This is a genomic window from Corallococcus sp. AB030 (assembly GCF_003668965.1).
Classification (GTDB): Bacteria; Myxococcota; Myxococcia; order Myxococcales; family Myxococcaceae; genus Corallococcus; species Corallococcus exiguus.
The window spans coordinates 14,179-28,045 of sequence record NZ_RAWQ01000146.1 but is presented as its reverse complement, the minus strand read 5'-3'; the positions used below and the strand labels follow the sequence as shown (position 1 = coordinate 28,045).

12 protein-coding genes are annotated in these 13,867 nt (G+C 70.0%); 5 read left to right on the top strand and 7 right to left on the bottom strand.

What is annotated here, in order from left to right:
- Positions 1-145: 145 nt before the first annotated feature.
- The 6 genes from D7Y15_RS29295 to D7Y15_RS29270 form a co-directional block, all read right to left on the bottom strand.
- The gene (locus D7Y15_RS29295) at positions 146-757 is read right to left on the bottom strand and encodes a type 4a pilus biogenesis protein PilO (RefSeq protein ID WP_120580498.1); all 612 of its coding nucleotides are present in this window, start codon (positions 755-757) and stop codon (positions 146-148) included.
- 22 nt (positions 758-779) lie between these two features.
- Positions 780-1,463: a PilN domain-containing protein gene (locus tag D7Y15_RS29290; RefSeq protein WP_120580499.1), complete on the bottom strand. Its 684-nt coding sequence runs from the start codon at positions 1,461-1,463 to the stop codon at positions 780-782.
- A gap of 30 nt (positions 1,464-1,493) precedes the next feature.
- Positions 1,494-2,576 (bottom strand): type IV pilus assembly protein PilM, encoded by a 1,083-nt coding sequence (pilM, locus tag D7Y15_RS29285; protein ID WP_014399064.1) that lies wholly within the window; start codon positions 2,574-2,576, stop codon positions 1,494-1,496.
- 229 nt (positions 2,577-2,805) lie between these two features.
- Entirely contained in the window at positions 2,806-4,218 is a 1,413-nt protein-coding gene (locus D7Y15_RS29280; protein WP_121754617.1) for a sigma-54 dependent transcriptional regulator, read from the bottom strand.
- A 35-nt stretch (positions 4,219-4,253) separates the two neighbouring features.
- Positions 4,254-5,372: a sensor histidine kinase gene (locus D7Y15_RS29275; protein WP_120580501.1), complete on the bottom strand. Its 1,119-nt coding sequence runs from the start codon at positions 5,370-5,372 to the stop codon at positions 4,254-4,256.
- A 22-nt stretch (positions 5,373-5,394) separates the two neighbouring features.
- Positions 5,395-6,492, bottom strand: coding sequence for an A24 family peptidase (locus D7Y15_RS29270; RefSeq protein ID WP_120580502.1), 1,098 nt, complete (start codon positions 6,490-6,492; stop codon positions 5,395-5,397).
- 229 nt (positions 6,493-6,721) lie between these two features.
- On the opposite strand from D7Y15_RS29270, the gene D7Y15_RS29265 reads away from it, so the two are divergent.
- The 4 genes from D7Y15_RS29265 to D7Y15_RS29250 all read left to right on the top strand — a co-directional run bounded on the left by D7Y15_RS29265 (position 6,722) and on the right by D7Y15_RS29250 (position 10,059).
- The gene (locus D7Y15_RS29265; protein WP_121754616.1) at positions 6,722-7,315 is read left to right on the top strand and encodes a prepilin-type N-terminal cleavage/methylation domain-containing protein; all 594 of its coding nucleotides are present in this window, start codon (positions 6,722-6,724) and stop codon (positions 7,313-7,315) included.
- Between the two features lie 92 nt (positions 7,316-7,407).
- A complete protein-coding gene (locus D7Y15_RS29260) occupies positions 7,408-8,334 on the top strand; it encodes a M48 family metallopeptidase (protein WP_121754615.1) in 927 nt (308 codons plus the stop codon).
- A complete protein-coding gene (locus tag D7Y15_RS29255; protein ID WP_121754614.1) occupies positions 8,315-9,295 on the top strand; it encodes an ABC transporter ATP-binding protein in 981 nt (326 codons plus the stop codon). Before D7Y15_RS29260 ends, D7Y15_RS29255 begins: the two co-directional genes overlap by 20 nt.
- Positions 9,292-10,059, top strand: a complete 768-nt coding sequence (locus D7Y15_RS29250; protein ID WP_121754613.1) for an ABC transporter permease — start codon at positions 9,292-9,294, stop codon at positions 10,057-10,059. Before D7Y15_RS29255 ends, D7Y15_RS29250 begins: the two co-directional genes overlap by 4 nt.
- A gap of 4 nt (positions 10,060-10,063) precedes the next feature.
- On the opposite strand, the gene D7Y15_RS29245 is transcribed toward D7Y15_RS29250, so the two are convergent.
- Positions 10,064-11,824, bottom strand: coding sequence for a tetratricopeptide repeat protein (locus D7Y15_RS29245; RefSeq protein ID WP_158629129.1), 1,761 nt, complete (start codon positions 11,822-11,824; stop codon positions 10,064-10,066).
- Positions 11,825-12,002: 178 nt separating this feature from the next.
- Between D7Y15_RS29245 and D7Y15_RS29240 the strand changes: the two genes are divergently transcribed.
- A complete protein-coding gene (locus tag D7Y15_RS29240; protein ID WP_148712896.1) occupies positions 12,003-13,820 on the top strand; it encodes a tetratricopeptide repeat protein in 1,818 nt (605 codons plus the stop codon).
- Positions 13,821-13,867 lie beyond the last annotated feature (47 nt).

The window sequence follows — 13,867 nt, the reverse complement described above, 5'->3', positions numbered from 1 at the left end:
GCCTTGGGGGGAGCAGGGGGTGGGGCCTTGGGCGTGTCCTCACAAGCGGACAGGGTCAGCGCCATCACCGCAACGGTCATCGTGGACTTGAACGTCTTCATCCGCGTCATCCCTTGTCGCCCTTGTTGCCGGGCGGATCAAGTTTCTAGTTGCTCTTCTTCTTGTCGGTGCTCTTCGCGCCCTTCGTGTCGACGAACCGGAACGTCGTCGCCAGGAAGGTGCTCTGGAGGACGACCTTCTCGTTCTTCAGGGTCGCGCCATCGAGCTTGATGTTGTTGACGTTCACGATGCGGCGCATGTTCGCCATCTCCTGCAGGAACATGGCGATCTCGTGGTAGTTGCCGCTCACCGTCATCCGGATGGGGATGCGCGCGAAGAACTCGTTGCCCTCGACGTACTCCTTGCCGGGCTCCACGCGGGCGATCTCCAGACCGGACTTCTTGCCGATGTCGTTGATCTGCGCGAGCAGCTCTTCCATGTCGCGCCGCTCCGGCAGCTCCGTGAGGGCCTCCGCCAGCTTCTGCTCGAGCACGTCCATCTCACGGCGGCGCTCGTTGAGGTTCTGGGCGATCTCGCTCTTCTCCGCGAGCTCCTGGTCCAGCTTCCGGCGCTCCGTCGCGCGGCGGGCGATGTTCTCCTCCGTGGGCTGGATGAAGGAGAAGAAGTTGCCCACGGTCAAGACGACGACGATGGCCGCGAGCCCGCCGAACTTCGCCGCGGGGGGGGCCTTCGCGAGTTGATCCAGGTATTTTTCCATGACAGGGGTCCTTCGCCGCCAATCAGATGGCGTAGTTGGCGGTGAGGGTGAGCTTGAAGTCGACGACCGTCGGCGCGTTGGCAACGGTGGGCTTGGTCTGCACGGCGTTGCTCAGTTCGACGTTGCCGAAGAAGGGCTTGATTTCATTCGCGGAGAACTCCTCCACGACGGCGGTCTCCGTGTTGAAGAGCTCCACGCGCGACGTCTTGCTGGCCGTGCGGCCCTGATCCACCAGGCGCCCCATGCCCTTGGGCGTCCACACCATGCTGCCCAGGCCGCGCATCAGCTCCGCGACCTCGTCGTGGCTGACGGCCGAACCGTCGATGGTGACCTTGTTGGACACCTCCGAGAAGTTCTTGAGCCAGACCTTCTTGGGGATGGACGAGGACAGCGCGTCCAGCATGCGCACCGGCCCGTTGCGGCCCTTGCGCAGCGTGTCCAGCACCGCGAGCTTCTTCTCCACTTCCGTCTTGCGGGCGTTGATGTTGGTCACCTCGCCGATGACCTTCTCCAGCTCCGCGATCTTCGCGCGCGTCTGGGTGATGCCCTGGTTGGCGCGCTGCAGTTCGCCGTCGCGGTCCGCGTACCAGAAGTAGTTACCCGCCACCGCGGCGATCAGGACCGCGGCGTAGAGGGCCAGGATCTGCTGGCCCATCTCCCGCTTCTTCACCGCCCGGACGGGCAGCAGGTTGATTCGGATCATCATGTTCGTGATTTCCTCGTGGCCAGAGCGGTATCAGCCCAGCTTGTCGCCCGGGCGCCGGAGCGCCAGTCCCACTGCCACCGCGGCCATGGGCGCCACGTCCATGATGAACGCGGGGTCGAACTTGCGGTTGTCCACTTCGATCTTCCGGAACGGGTTGAGGATCTCCACCGGCACGCCGGTACGCGCCTCGATGGTCTTGAACAGCGCGGGGATCTTCGCGGTGCCGCCGGACAGGTAGACCTTGGTGAAGTTCGAGTCCGCGGCGGTGCCCGCGTAGAAGTCCAGCGAGCGCTGGATTTCACCGGCCACCTGCTCCGCCACGCTGGAGAGCACGCGCTCCACGTCCTGAGGCACGACGGCGTCCGCGTCCGCGCGGTTGCCACCGATCTTCAGCGCCTCCGCCTCCTCGTAGGAGACGTTGAGCTGCTTCTGGATCTCTTCGGTGAACTGGTTGCCGCCGATGGTCACGTCACGGGTGAAGACGGTGACGCCGTTGGCGATGATGTTGATGTTCACCACGGAGGCGCCGGCGTTGATGAGGACGACGGTCTCCTTGTCCGGCAGCTCGTAGTTCGTGGAGAACATGTTCTGGACGGCGAACGCGTCCACGTCCACCACCACCGGAGCGAGGCCCGCCTCGGAGACCACGGTGGTGTAGTCGTTGATCATGTCCTTCTTGGCGGCGACGAGCAGCACGTCCATCTGGCCGGTGGCGTCGTTGCCGCCGCCGTCCAGGATCTGCGTGTCGATGTTCACGTCCTTCACGTCGAAGGGGATGTACTGCTCCGCCTCCCACTGGATGCTCTCCTCGAGCTCTTCCTGGCTCATGCGGGGCATCTGGATCTTCTTGATGATGACCGAGTGGCCGGACACGCCGATCGCGACGTCCTTGCCCTTGACCTTCAGCTCGGACATCAGCTCCTGGACGGCCTGGACGATGGCCGTGGAGTTCATCAACGCGCCGTCCACGATGGCCTCGGGAGGCAGCGGCTTCATTCCGAAGCTCTGGAGCGCGTAGCCGACTTCACCGCGCTTGCGCTGCTCCTTGAGCATGATCATCTTGATCGACGTCGACCCGATATCCAGCCCGAGTGCCAGTTTGCCCTTCGCCATGCGTAACTCCATCGGAGAGGGCGCCAGCGTAGCACCGGCTTGATACCCCTCCTAAAAAGTGCTTGGCGCCCGGCCGCCCTGCGGACGGGGGAGCGCCGTGAAAGTCCGCCACGACCGCGCGCCCCCTGGCCCACCATCGCGGAGGCCCGATTTTCCGGCCCCGGCGGCGTTCCGTCAAATGGCGCCGGAGGATTCCTCAAGGGTTGCCCGCCGGGCGTCTCCCCTCCCCTCAGGTCCGGGAGCCCTCCGCGTCCGGATCGATGCCGTACTCCTTGATCTTGTAGAGGAGCGCCCGGTGGCTGATGTCCAACACCTCCGCCGCCCGGGTGCGGTTGCCCTTCGTGCGCCGCAGCGCCGCCCGGATGTAGGACTCCTCCATCTCCCGGATGGCGCGCTTGAGCGACAGGTCGCTCCCGGCCTGTAGCGGCGCGGCCGTCCCGGCCGGGGCGGGTGCGGAAGCCGCCCACAGCTTTTCCGGAAGGCTGCCGGGCGCGACGTGGGTGCCTTCCGCGAGCAGCACCGCGCGCTCCATGGCGTTCTCCAGCTCGCGCACGTTGCCCGGCCAGGCGTAGGCCGTCATCAGGGCCTCCGCCTCCGGGGTCAAGCCCTCCACCGGTGGCTCCCGATTGAGCTCGCGGTTGAAGCGATGGAGGAAGGAGTGGGCGAGCAGCGGGATGTCCTCGCGGCGCTCGCGCAGGGGCGGCAGGTTGAGGTTCACGACGTTGAGGCGGTAGTAGAGGTCCTCGCGGAAGTCGCCCTGGGTCACCAGCTTGCCCAGGTCGCGCAGCGTGGCGGCCACCACGCGCACGTCCACGCGCTCCACGCGGCTTTCGCCCACCGGGCGGATCTCCCCCTCCTGCAGCACGCGCAGCAGCTTCACCTGCGCGCCCAGGGGCAGTTCGCCCACCTCGTCGAGGAAGAGCGTGCCGCCGTCGGCCTCCGCGAACAGGCCCCGGCGGGCGGTGCGCGCGTCGGTGAAGGCGCCCTTCGCGTGGCCGAACAGCTCGCTCTCCAGCAGGCCGTGGGGGATGGCGCCGCAGTTGACGGCGACGAAGGGCATGGCGGCGCGGCGGCTCTTTCCGTGCAGTTCGCGCGCGATGAGCTCCTTGCCCGTGCCGCTCTCCCCGGAGATGAGCACCGTGGTGTCCACGGGCGCCACGCGCGCCACCTGCTTGAGCACCGCATGGAGCGAGGCGCTGTGCCCCAGGATGTGGCCCCCGGAGGCGCCGGGGAGCCGGGCCTCGTGCAGCCGGCGGTTCTCGCGGACCAGCCGCTCGCGCTCCTCCGCCTTGCGCAGGACGAGGACGATCTCCTCAGGCTTGAAGGGCTTCTGGACGTAGTCGTAGGCGCCCGCCTGCACCGCCTCCAGCGCCTGCTCCTGGGAGCCGTACGCGCTCATCACCACCACGGTGAGGCCCGGTTGCTCCGCGAGCGCCGCCCGGAGCACCGACAACCCGTCGCGCTTGGGCATGCGCACGTCCGTCACCAGGACGTCATACGCGCGCGTGGCCAGCTCGCGCAGGGCTTCGTCCCCGTCGGCGACGGCGCGCACGTCATAGCCCTTGTCGGTGAGCACCAGGGTGAGGATGTGGCGGATGGACGGCTCGTCGTCGGCGACGAGGATGGTGCGGAAGAGGGGCATGGGGGATGCCCATCATATGCCGTCCGGGCCCGCCGTCAGGCCGCTGGCAGCGACAGCCGGAAGCACGCGCCGCCGCCCGCCCCGTCGCGCGCGTCCAGCCGGCCCCCCATGCCCTGGGCCAGGTTCAGTGACACCGCGAGTCCCAGGCCCGTGCCCTGCCGGCCCTTGGTGGTGAAGAACGGCTCGAAGAGGCGCGCGCGCACCTCCGGCGACAGGCCCGGGCCGCTGTCCTCCACCTCCACCAGCAGCAGCGCGTCCTCCCGCCGGGTGGAGATGCGCACGCGCCCCTCCCCCCCCATGGCCTGGGCCGCGTTGAGCAGCAGGTTGATGAGGATCTGCGACAGCGGGCCTGGATCCGCGCGGGCCAGCAGGCCGGGCGTCACCTCCAGGGTCACGTCCACCCGGTCCAGCTCCGGCCCGGCGCGCACCAGCCGCACGCACGTCTCCACCACCTGCCCCACGTCCACCGGCCCGGGCTGGGTGCTGGCCGGACGGCCCAGGTCCAGCAGCCCCCGCACGATGCGGTCGATGCGCAGGACCTCGTGGTCGATGCGCTCCAGGAAGTCCTTCAGCTCCGGCCCCTGCGCCCTGGAACGAGCCAGGGAGAGGTAGCCCAGGATGCCCGCCAGCGGATTGCCCACCTCGTGCGCCACGCCCGCGGCCAGCTTTCCCACCGTGGCCAGCCGCTCGGAGGCGACGAGCTCCGTCTGCGCCCGCGCGAGCCGGGCGTTGGCCTCGCGCAGTGCTTCCAGTTGCGCGCGCGTGAGGCCCTGCTCCTGGCGCAGCGCCTCCGCCATGCGCCGAAGCTCGCGCTGGATGCGCGACAGGAATGGCCCGCCCTGCTCGGGGAGTGGAACGTCCAGTTGCAGCCGGCCCAGCTGCTCCACGGACTTCTCCATGGCGCGTAGAGGGCGACCCACCGCCAGGTCCAGCACGCCATAGGCCAGGACCGTCAGCACCAGCAGATCCAGGCCCAGCGCCAGCGGCAGGAAGGCGCGGATCCGCGCCAGGCTCTCCATGTCCAGCGACCCCGGCAGCGCCAGCCTTCGCGCCGTGTCCAGCAGGCGGATGAGCACCGGCTGCAGGGTCAGCCACGACAGCCCCGTGGACAGCGAGCCCAGGAGGAACGCCACGCTGGCGATGCGCCACTTCATCCCCGCACCGGCGCGGGGTTCTTCACCGCGTCCCCCCGAGCATCAGCGCCACGTCCAGGGGCAGCACGCGCGCGAGCAAGGGCCCCAGGAGCATCACCTCCAACCCCGCCAGGGCCAGCCACGGGCCGAAGGGGATGTTGGTGGGCCCGGGAACCCACTCCTCCTCCTCACCCGTTTCGTCCAGCTGCGCGTCCGGGATGGGCTGGAAGAGCAGGCACCAGGGGACGAGCACGACCCGCTTCCACAGGGGCAGGCCGGGCTTCGTGAAGTCCCACGTCATCGTGGGCTCGGGCTCCCCTTCTTCCACCTTCGGAGCTTCCGCCGGAGCCGCCTCGGACGGGGTGAGAGGCGCGTCGGCCTGGGGATCCTGGGGAGCCTGGGGGGGAGCGGCAGGCGTGGCTTCCGCCTCCGGCGCGCCGCGAGGGCCCGCCCTTCCCGTGAGGACCAGGAGCGCCACGCCCACGATGGAGCCCTGCAGCGACGAGAAGAAGAGGATGCCCAACAGCGCGTGCCAGCCCAGGAACGCGCCCAGCAGCGCGACGAGGAACTTGTCCCCGCCGCCCAGCGCCTCGCGCTTGAAGGCGCGCCAGCCCACGTACTCCATCAGCCGGAAGCCGAGGAAGCCCACCGCCGCGCCCAGCACCGCCTGCCCCACCGCGCCCTCGCCCTGGGGAATGGCCAGCAGCACGCCGGCCGCGATGCCCGGCAGCGTCAGGGAGAACGGGAGGATCCAATGTTCCAGGTCGATGAAGGTGAGCGGCACCAGCAGGAACACCAGCACCAGCGCGGGCACCAGCTCATAGGTCCAGTCGAAGCGCTTGAGGCAAGCGAGGAACAACAGCCCCGTGAGCAGCTCCACCAGGACGTAGCGCGGGGAGATGGGCATGCCGCAGCCGCGGCACTTCCCGCGCAGCCCCAGCCACGACAGGACGGGGATGTTCTCGTACCAGGCGAGCACGTGCCCGCACTTCGGGCAGCGGGAGCCGGGCCGCACGATGCTCAGGCCCTCCGGCACCCGCGCGATGACGACATTGAGGAACGAGCCGAAACACAGGCCGAGGATGAACAGGAAGAGGATGAAGAGGGGCTCGGCCCAGCCCGGCGCGTAGGTGAACGTCACGGAGCCGGAATCCTACCCGCCGCTTCCGGAGCTGGCGACTGCGTGATGGAGGACGAAAACCGTCAGCGTCAGTGACAAAAATTGGCAGGCCTACGGGTGATCCATCCCCTGCCCAGCCCGCCTGCCCTGGGAATCCCGGGGGTTGGGCGGATTGTTCGGCGTGGCACTCTTCGTGCTAAGAGTTCCCGCGTCGTTCAACCCCCCTCTGCCCACCGCGGAGTCCCCAATCATGATGAACCGTCTCTTCCGGAAGAAGGGTGGCTTCACCCTCATCGAGCTGATGATCGTGGTCGCCATCATCGGCATCCTGGCCGCCATCGCCATCCCGAACTTCATGCGCTTCCAGGCGAAGTCGAAGCAGTCGGAGGCGAAGACCAACCTGAAGGCCCTGTACACCGCCCAGAAGGCGTACTTCGGCGAGAAGGACACGTACCTCGTCAACTTCAAGAAGCTGGGTTTCACGCCTGAGGCCGGCAACCGCTACAGCTACGGCCTGGCCACCGGCTGCAAGGCGCCCTCGACGGTTGCTGAGCGTGCGTACACCGACGGCTGCATCGGCCAGGACATCGCCCGCTTCAAGAACGCGCCGGAGGGAAACATGGCGCTCTCCGAGGTGGGCGTGCTTCCGGGCGAGGGCAGCTGCCCCTCCTGCGATTTCAACGCGACGGCCTTCGGTAACGTCGACAACGACCCCGAGGCCGACACGTGGGGCATCACCTCCAACGCCACCACCGTCACGCTGGCTGACGCCTGCGGCAACGATCAGGACGCCATCTCCGGTGGCGAGCCGGGCAACGCGTACAACGATGTCAGCTGCCCGTGATGTCGCTGGCCTCCGCGTGAACGCGGAGGCATGATTCAGCATGCGGGGCCTCCGGGAGGATTCCGGGGGCCCCGTTCGTTTTTCCGAGCCCCATGCGCAAGCTGCCCGTCCTGCTGTTTCCCATCGCCCTGCTCTGCGTCGTGTTGCTGGCGGCGCCCCCTGTCCCGACCCTCCGGGTGAACGACCGGCCGCTCCTGCCGCGCCCCGGGCTGCTGCGCGCCGTCTTCCGGGGACAGCTGGGGTTGGTGACCGACTATTTCTGGATCCTCACGCTCAACCGCATCGGCAGATCCAAGACCCCTACGGACTACCGGGACGTCTACGCCTACGCGGACCTGGCGACGGACCTGGATCCCAAGTTCGCGACGGTCTACTGGTTCGCGGGGACGACCATCCCCATCCACCTGGGACGTGAGCAGTACGCCAACGTGGAGGAGTCCACGAAGCTGCTGCGCAAGGGGGCCCGGAACGTGCCGGAGGACTCGCGCACGTGGTTCCAGCTTGCCTACAACCTGATGTTCTTCCACCGCGAGTACAAGGAAGCGGCGGACATCATCACGGAGCTGTCGCGCCGGAGGGATGCGCCGGCCTGGTACTCGGCGCTGGCCACGCGGCTGTATGCCCAGGCCGGCGATTTCGACACGGGCCTGTCCCTGGCGGTGATGATGCGAGACGGCGCCGAGGACGAAGAGACGCGCCAGACCTATGACCGCCGCGTCCGGGAGATCCTCCAGGAGCGCGTGCTCCAGCAGTTGGACGCGGAGGTGGCGCGCTACCGCGAACGGCACGGCCGCGCTCCCACCACCGTGGAAGCGCTGGTGAAGGATGGGGGAATGACCCGGCTGCCAGCGGATCCGTTGGGCGGCCGCTTCTTCATTGGCGACGACGGCCGGGTGTACTCCTCCGCCTCCGAGTTCCGCTTGCAGGTCATCCACGATGAGCGCACGCCCGACGGAAAACGCATCCGTCCCAACGCTCGCCCGGAGGGCACGAGTCCCAATGCAGACACCACACCCTGAAGCCCTTCCCATCCAGGCCCAGGGGCTGTCCAAGACGTACAAGGTCGGCTTCTGGCTCAACCGCACCGTGCGGGCACTTCAGGGCCTGGATCTCCAGGTGGGCCCCGGACAGATCTACGGCCTGCTCGGCCCCAACGGCGCGGGCAAGTCCACCACCATCAAGATCCTGATGAACCTGGTGCGGCCCAGCGGCGGCACCGCGCTCCTGTATGGGCAGCCAGTGGACCATGCGGCCACCCGGCGGCTGGTGGGCTTCCTGCCGGAGAACCCGGCGCCCTACGAGTATCTCACCGGGCGGGAGTTCGTGACGCTGGCGGGGCAGCTGTCCGGCCTGAGCGGCCAGGACCTGGACCGGCGGGTGACGGAGGTGCTGGGCGCGGTGGAGATGGCGGGCGCGGAGAAGCTGCAGATTCGCCGCTACTCCAAGGGCATGGTGCAGCGCGTGGCGCTGGCGCAGGCGCTGGTGGGACGGCCGAAGCTGCTCATCCTGGACGAGCCGACGAGCGGCCTGGATCCCCTGGGCCGCCGGCAGATGCGCGACCTCATCCTCGCCGAGAGGGACCACGGCACGACGGTGCTGTTCTGCAGCCACATCATCCCGGACGTGGAGGCCCTGTGTGACCGCCTGGCGGTGCTGGTGGGCGGGCGGCGCGTGCGCGAGGGCAGCGTGCAGGAGCTGGTGTCCGCGCAGGTGCCCACCGTGGAGATGGTGGTGGAGAACCTGCCCCTGGAGAAGGTGAAGGCGCTGGGCGTGGTGCTGGAGTCCGCGCAGGCCCTGGACGGGCGCGTGCTCCTGCAGGTGTCGGACGCGGACAGCCAGCGGCTCCTGGGCGGAGTGCTGGGCGCGGGCGGGCGGGTGAACCGCATCCAGCCCGCGCGGTTCTCGCTGGAGCAGCTGTTCATGGACGCACTGAAGCACTCGGGCCGCACGACGAGCGTGGGCGGGGAGATCAACACGTGAGCGCGTTCACCGCGATGATGTGGAACGGCTTTCGCGAGGCGCGCCGCAACCGCGTGACGGTGGTGGTGGGCGTGTTCGCGGTCATCGTCCTGTTGTCCTCCACGCTGGTGACGGAGGTGACGGTCAGCACCTTCGACCGCGTGTTGACCGACTTCGGCTTGGGGATGATGAGCCTCATCCTGGCCTTCCTCGCCATCTTCCTGTCGTGTGGCCTGCTGAGCCGGGAGATTGAACGGCGCACCATCTTCCTCATGGTGAGCAAGCCGGTATCGCGCACGCAGTTCCTCCTGGCGCGCCTGGCGGGCACCATGCTGACGCTGGGCGTGGTGCTGGTGGCGATGACGCTCATCTTCCTGAGCCAGCTCGTTCTGTTCCGCACCCCCATCCACTCCACCCACCTGGTGGCGGCCGGGGCGATGTGGTTCGAGTTGCTCGTGCTCAGCAGCGCGGGCATCCTCTTCTCCAGCTTCTGCGGCCCCGCGGTGTCCTCCATCTGCACGACGGGCCTGTACTTCGCCGGGCACCTGGCGGGGGACCTGTATGAGATCTCCAGCTACTCGGAGAGCCAGCTGGTCCGCTGGATGGGCCGCGCCATCTTCTACATGCTGCCCAACCTGGAGCGGATGAACTTCAAGCCCCAGGCCACGTATGCGCTGCCCGTCGACGCGACCACCCTGCTGTCCTCGATGGGCTACGGGCTGGCGTGGGCCGCCGTCTTCACCGCGCTGGCCATGTTCATCTTCGAGCGGCGCGACTTCCGCTAGAGGCTCACGGCCCGGGCTGCGCGGTGGACGGCGCGGACCGGGCCGCCGCCAGCGCGCGGCGCGCGGCCTCCAGGTCCGGCTTGAGGCGGAGCGCTTCCGTCAGGGCTGCCTCGGCCTCGCGGGCCCGGCCCAGTTGCAACAGCGTGCGGCCCAGCTCCAGGTGCGAGTCCGCGCGGCCGGGCTCCAGTTGGAGGGCCTCCCGGAAGCTCGCCACCGCCGCCTCGAGCCGTTTGGCCCGGCGCAGCGTCAGGCCCAGGTTGTGGCGCGGGGTGGCGCTCCCGGGCTTGAGCCGGATGGCCACCTCCAGTTGGCGCACGGCGTCCTCGAAGCGCCCCGTCATCGCGTATGCGACGGCCAGGTCGCTGCGCACGCGGTAGTTGCCGGGCAGCGCCGCCGCGGCGGTCTCCAGGTGGGGCACGGCCTCGGGCGCGCGCCGCACGTGCAGGTACGCGGCCCCCAGCCACGCATGGGCGGATGGACGCTCGGGGACCTGCTCCACCGTCGTCTCCCACAGGGACACCTCGTCGTGCCACACGGGGATGCGCAGGACCGTCAGCAGGGCGAAGGCCGCCAGCACCCCACCGGAAGCGAGCGTCAGCGCGCGAGCGCTCGTGGGCCAGCGCGCGAGCAGGGCCCGGAGCCCCACCGCCACGAGCAGCACGAACCCCACCGAGGGCAGGTAGAGGTAGCGCTCCGCGTAGGCCTCCACTCCGCGCGCCTGGAGGGCCAGGACGGGCAGCAGGGGCACGGCCAGCCAGGACAGCCCCGTCACGACAGCGCCCTGGCGCCTTCGCACCGCCTGGCCCAGCAGCACCAGGAAGCCCACGACGCACACTCCCCCCAGAAGCACCGCGGGCTCCCAGGGTGAGCGCACCCATGACGCGGGAGGCGCCGCCACCAGCGGGTGCGGCCAGAGGAGCTTGCCGCCCAACCGCGTCACCAGCGCCAGGGCGTCCGCCAGGCTCGCGCCGACATTCGACAGCCGCCGCGGATCCGCGGGCGCGGCCAGCCCCAGCGCGCTCAGCCGGACGGTGGCGTACACCGCCAGCGCCACGGCCAGGGGGCCATGACGCCGCAGCCGCTCCCTGAACCCCACTGGCGCCGTGCCCGTGCTCCACTCAAGGACCTCGAGCAGCACCGGCAGCACGATGGCCGTCTCCTTGAGGAGCAACCCCCCAAGCCACGCCAGTGCGGCCAGCCAAGCGCGCGACGTGGACACGGGGCCCGGCACGAGCAACCGCGCCGTGATCAACAGCGCGAGGCAGGCGCTCAGGTCCATCCAGCCACTCACCCACACCACCGCCTCCGTATGGACCGGATGCAGGGCGAAGAGGAGCGCTCCCGCGAAGGCCGCCCACCCGGTCACGTCCTCCCTGCCCTCGCCGCGCAGGCAGGTCCGGAGCAGCCGCCACACCAGGACGGACGTGGCCGCGTGCGCCAGGAGCAGCAGCAGGTGGTAGCCCCAGGGAGCGGTCCCGAAGACGGCCCGCAGCAGCCAGAACGTCACGTGCGCGAGCGGCCGGTAGTATCCCGAGCCCAGCCCCTCGTCCGCGCCGTCGTTGACGAAGCCGAAGAGGGAGTGGCTGAACGCGGCGCGAAGCCCGTCCACGGAGCGCAGCCAGGGGTTCTCCAGGAGCAGGGGAACGTCGTCGTAGACGAAGCCGTTGGCGAGCGCAGGGGCGTGGACGAGCAACGCCGCGAGGACCACCCAGAGAAGCTGGAGGGAGGCGCGCGGCGGCGGACCGTGGAAGGGAGTGGAGGCCATGGGTCGAAAGGGCGTGGACCCTACCACCGTCCCACTCCGCTCCCGCCCCTGGCCGCGGGGCCGGTGGGTCATCCTCCGGGCACCCGCGCCCCACGCCTGCTGGCCTGCCAGGTGCGGATCCCCTCGGGGATCCGGGGCATCGGATATCGTACCCCCACCCTCCGTGGGAGCATCCTTCGTGACCCCTTCCGTGCCTTCCGCCCCTCCCCTCTCCCACGCCGCCGGGCCGTCGCGCGGAGTCCTCCAGGCCGTGGCCGTGATGCTCGCGGCGCTCGCGGTGTACGCGCCGGCGCTGACAGGCGGGCTGGTCTACGACGACTACGTGCTCGTGGAGGTCAACCCGTGGATCCGCTCGGCGGCGACGCTGGGAAACGCCTTCACCCAGCCCCTCTTCGGCTTCGTTCCCGGCGCCTCCGCGAACAGCGTGTTCTATCGGCCGCTGACCCATGTGGTGCTGCTGGCCGTGCACGGCGTGGCGGGTGAGTCACCCTGGGCGTACCACCTCGTGCCCGTCGTGCTGCACGCGGTCGCGTCGCTGCTCGTCTGGGTCCTGGCCAGGCGCGTGCTGGATGACCCGCGTCCAGGAGCCGGCCTGGTCGCGGGGCTGCTCTTCGCCGTGCACCCGGTGCACGTGGAAGCGGTGGCATGGGTCAGCGCGGTCATGGACGTGGCCGCCACGACGGCGGGCCTGGGCATGCTGGCGTGCCTGGCCCTCCGGCCGCTGCGTCCCGGACGCGCGGTGGCGGGGGCGGGCTTGTGGCTCGTGGCGCTGCTTTTCAAGGAGGTGGCCGCCGTGCTGCCCGGCATGCTGCTCGCCTGGGAACTGATGGACCGCGCCCCGCCTTCCGCCGAACGCAAGCGCGAGTGGGCCTGGCGCTATGGACCGCTGGTGCTCGCCGGCGCCGTCTACCTGGCGCTGCGGCTGCACGCCGTGGGTCTCTCCATGGTGAGTTCGGGGTGGGCTTCGGTGCCCCCCGGGCTCGCGCTGTTCAACGCGCTGCCGCTGCTCGCGGAACATGCGCGGCTGCTCGTCCTGCCCTCGGGCCTGAGCGTGCTGCACCCCTTCGAGCCCATCACCTCGCTCACGGCAGTCCGGGCGTGGGTGGGCCTGGGGGTCGCGCTGGGCGTGGTGGCCGGGCTGGTGCTCCTGCGGCGGCGGGCTCCAGGTGCCTGGCTGGGCCTGGCGTGGCTGGTGCTGCCGCTGCTGCCCGCGCTGCACCTTCGCGCGCTCGGGGAGAGCGCGGTCTCCGAGCGCTACGACTATCTGCCTTCCGTGGGGTTCTGTCTGGGCGTCGCCGCGGCATGGGGCGTCTGGAACGCCCGGGCGCGCCGCGAGGCCGCATCCCCGGGAGCCCTCTTGCCCACGGCCGTCGCGGGCGCGGTGCTGCTGGCGGCCACCGCGAGCGCCGCGACCCAGGTGGGCGTCTGGCAGGACGAAGTGAGCCTGTGGGCGAATGCCGTGGAGGTCAGCCCGGAGGCGCCCACGCCGCACTATCAGTTGGGGGAAGCCCTGCTGCGCGAAGGACGCGTGGACGAGGCCCTGCCCGCGCTGGAGCACGCGCTGAGGCTGCGGCCTACCCATCCCTCCACCGTGACGGCCCTGGCCCAGGCCCTGATCAAGTCGGGGCAACCCGCCCGGGCCCGGGAGCTGTTGGAGGCCGCGCTCGTCGGGATGCCGGAACAATCCGGCCTCCATTACCGGCTGGGCGAGGCCCTGCGGGCCCTGGGCGAGGATGAAGCCGCGGCGCGCGCCTTGCGGCAGGCGGCGACCCTCGCGCCCGGAAGCGCCGACGCGTGGCGGGCCCTGGGCGAGACGCTGCTCCGCCTGGGCCGCGCGAAGGAGGCGCTGGACCCGCTGGAGAAGGCGCGGGCCCTGTCCCCGGACACCCCGGGCGTGCTCCAGGCACTGGCCCGGGCCCACCATGCGCTCGGAGATGAAGCCCGGGCCGTCGAGCACGAGGCCGCGGCGGCCCGCGCGGGCGCGTCCAAGCCTTGATGCCTGGCCCCTCTTCCGCGGCCGGTCCGGACCTGGCGGCGCACCGG

Coding starts and splice junctions, on each gene's coding strand:
- D7Y15_RS29275 (WP_120580501.1), bottom strand. CDS start 5,372: ATGAAGTGGCGCATCGCCAGCGTGGCGTTCCTCCTGGGCTCGCTGTCC.
- D7Y15_RS29295 (WP_120580498.1), bottom strand. CDS start 757: ATGGAAAAATACCTGGATCAACTCGCGAAGGCCCCCCCCGCGGCGAAG.
- D7Y15_RS29265 (WP_121754616.1), top strand. CDS start 6,722: ATGATGAACCGTCTCTTCCGGAAGAAGGGTGGCTTCACCCTCATCGAG.
- D7Y15_RS29280 (WP_121754617.1), bottom strand. CDS start 4,218: ATGCCCCTCTTCCGCACCATCCTCGTCGCCGACGACGAGCCGTCCATC.
- D7Y15_RS29245 (WP_158629129.1), bottom strand. CDS start 11,824: ATGGCCTCCACTCCCTTCCACGGTCCGCCGCCGCGCGCCTCCCTCCAG.
- D7Y15_RS29260 (WP_121754615.1), top strand. CDS start 7,408: ATGCGCAAGCTGCCCGTCCTGCTGTTTCCCATCGCCCTGCTCTGCGTC.
- pilM (WP_014399064.1), bottom strand. CDS start 2,576: ATGGCGAAGGGCAAACTGGCACTCGGGCTGGATATCGGGTCGACGTCG.
- D7Y15_RS29255 (WP_121754614.1), top strand. CDS start 8,315: ATGCAGACACCACACCCTGAAGCCCTTCCCATCCAGGCCCAGGGGCTG.
- D7Y15_RS29290 (WP_120580499.1), bottom strand. CDS start 1,463: ATGATGATCCGAATCAACCTGCTGCCCGTCCGGGCGGTGAAGAAGCGG.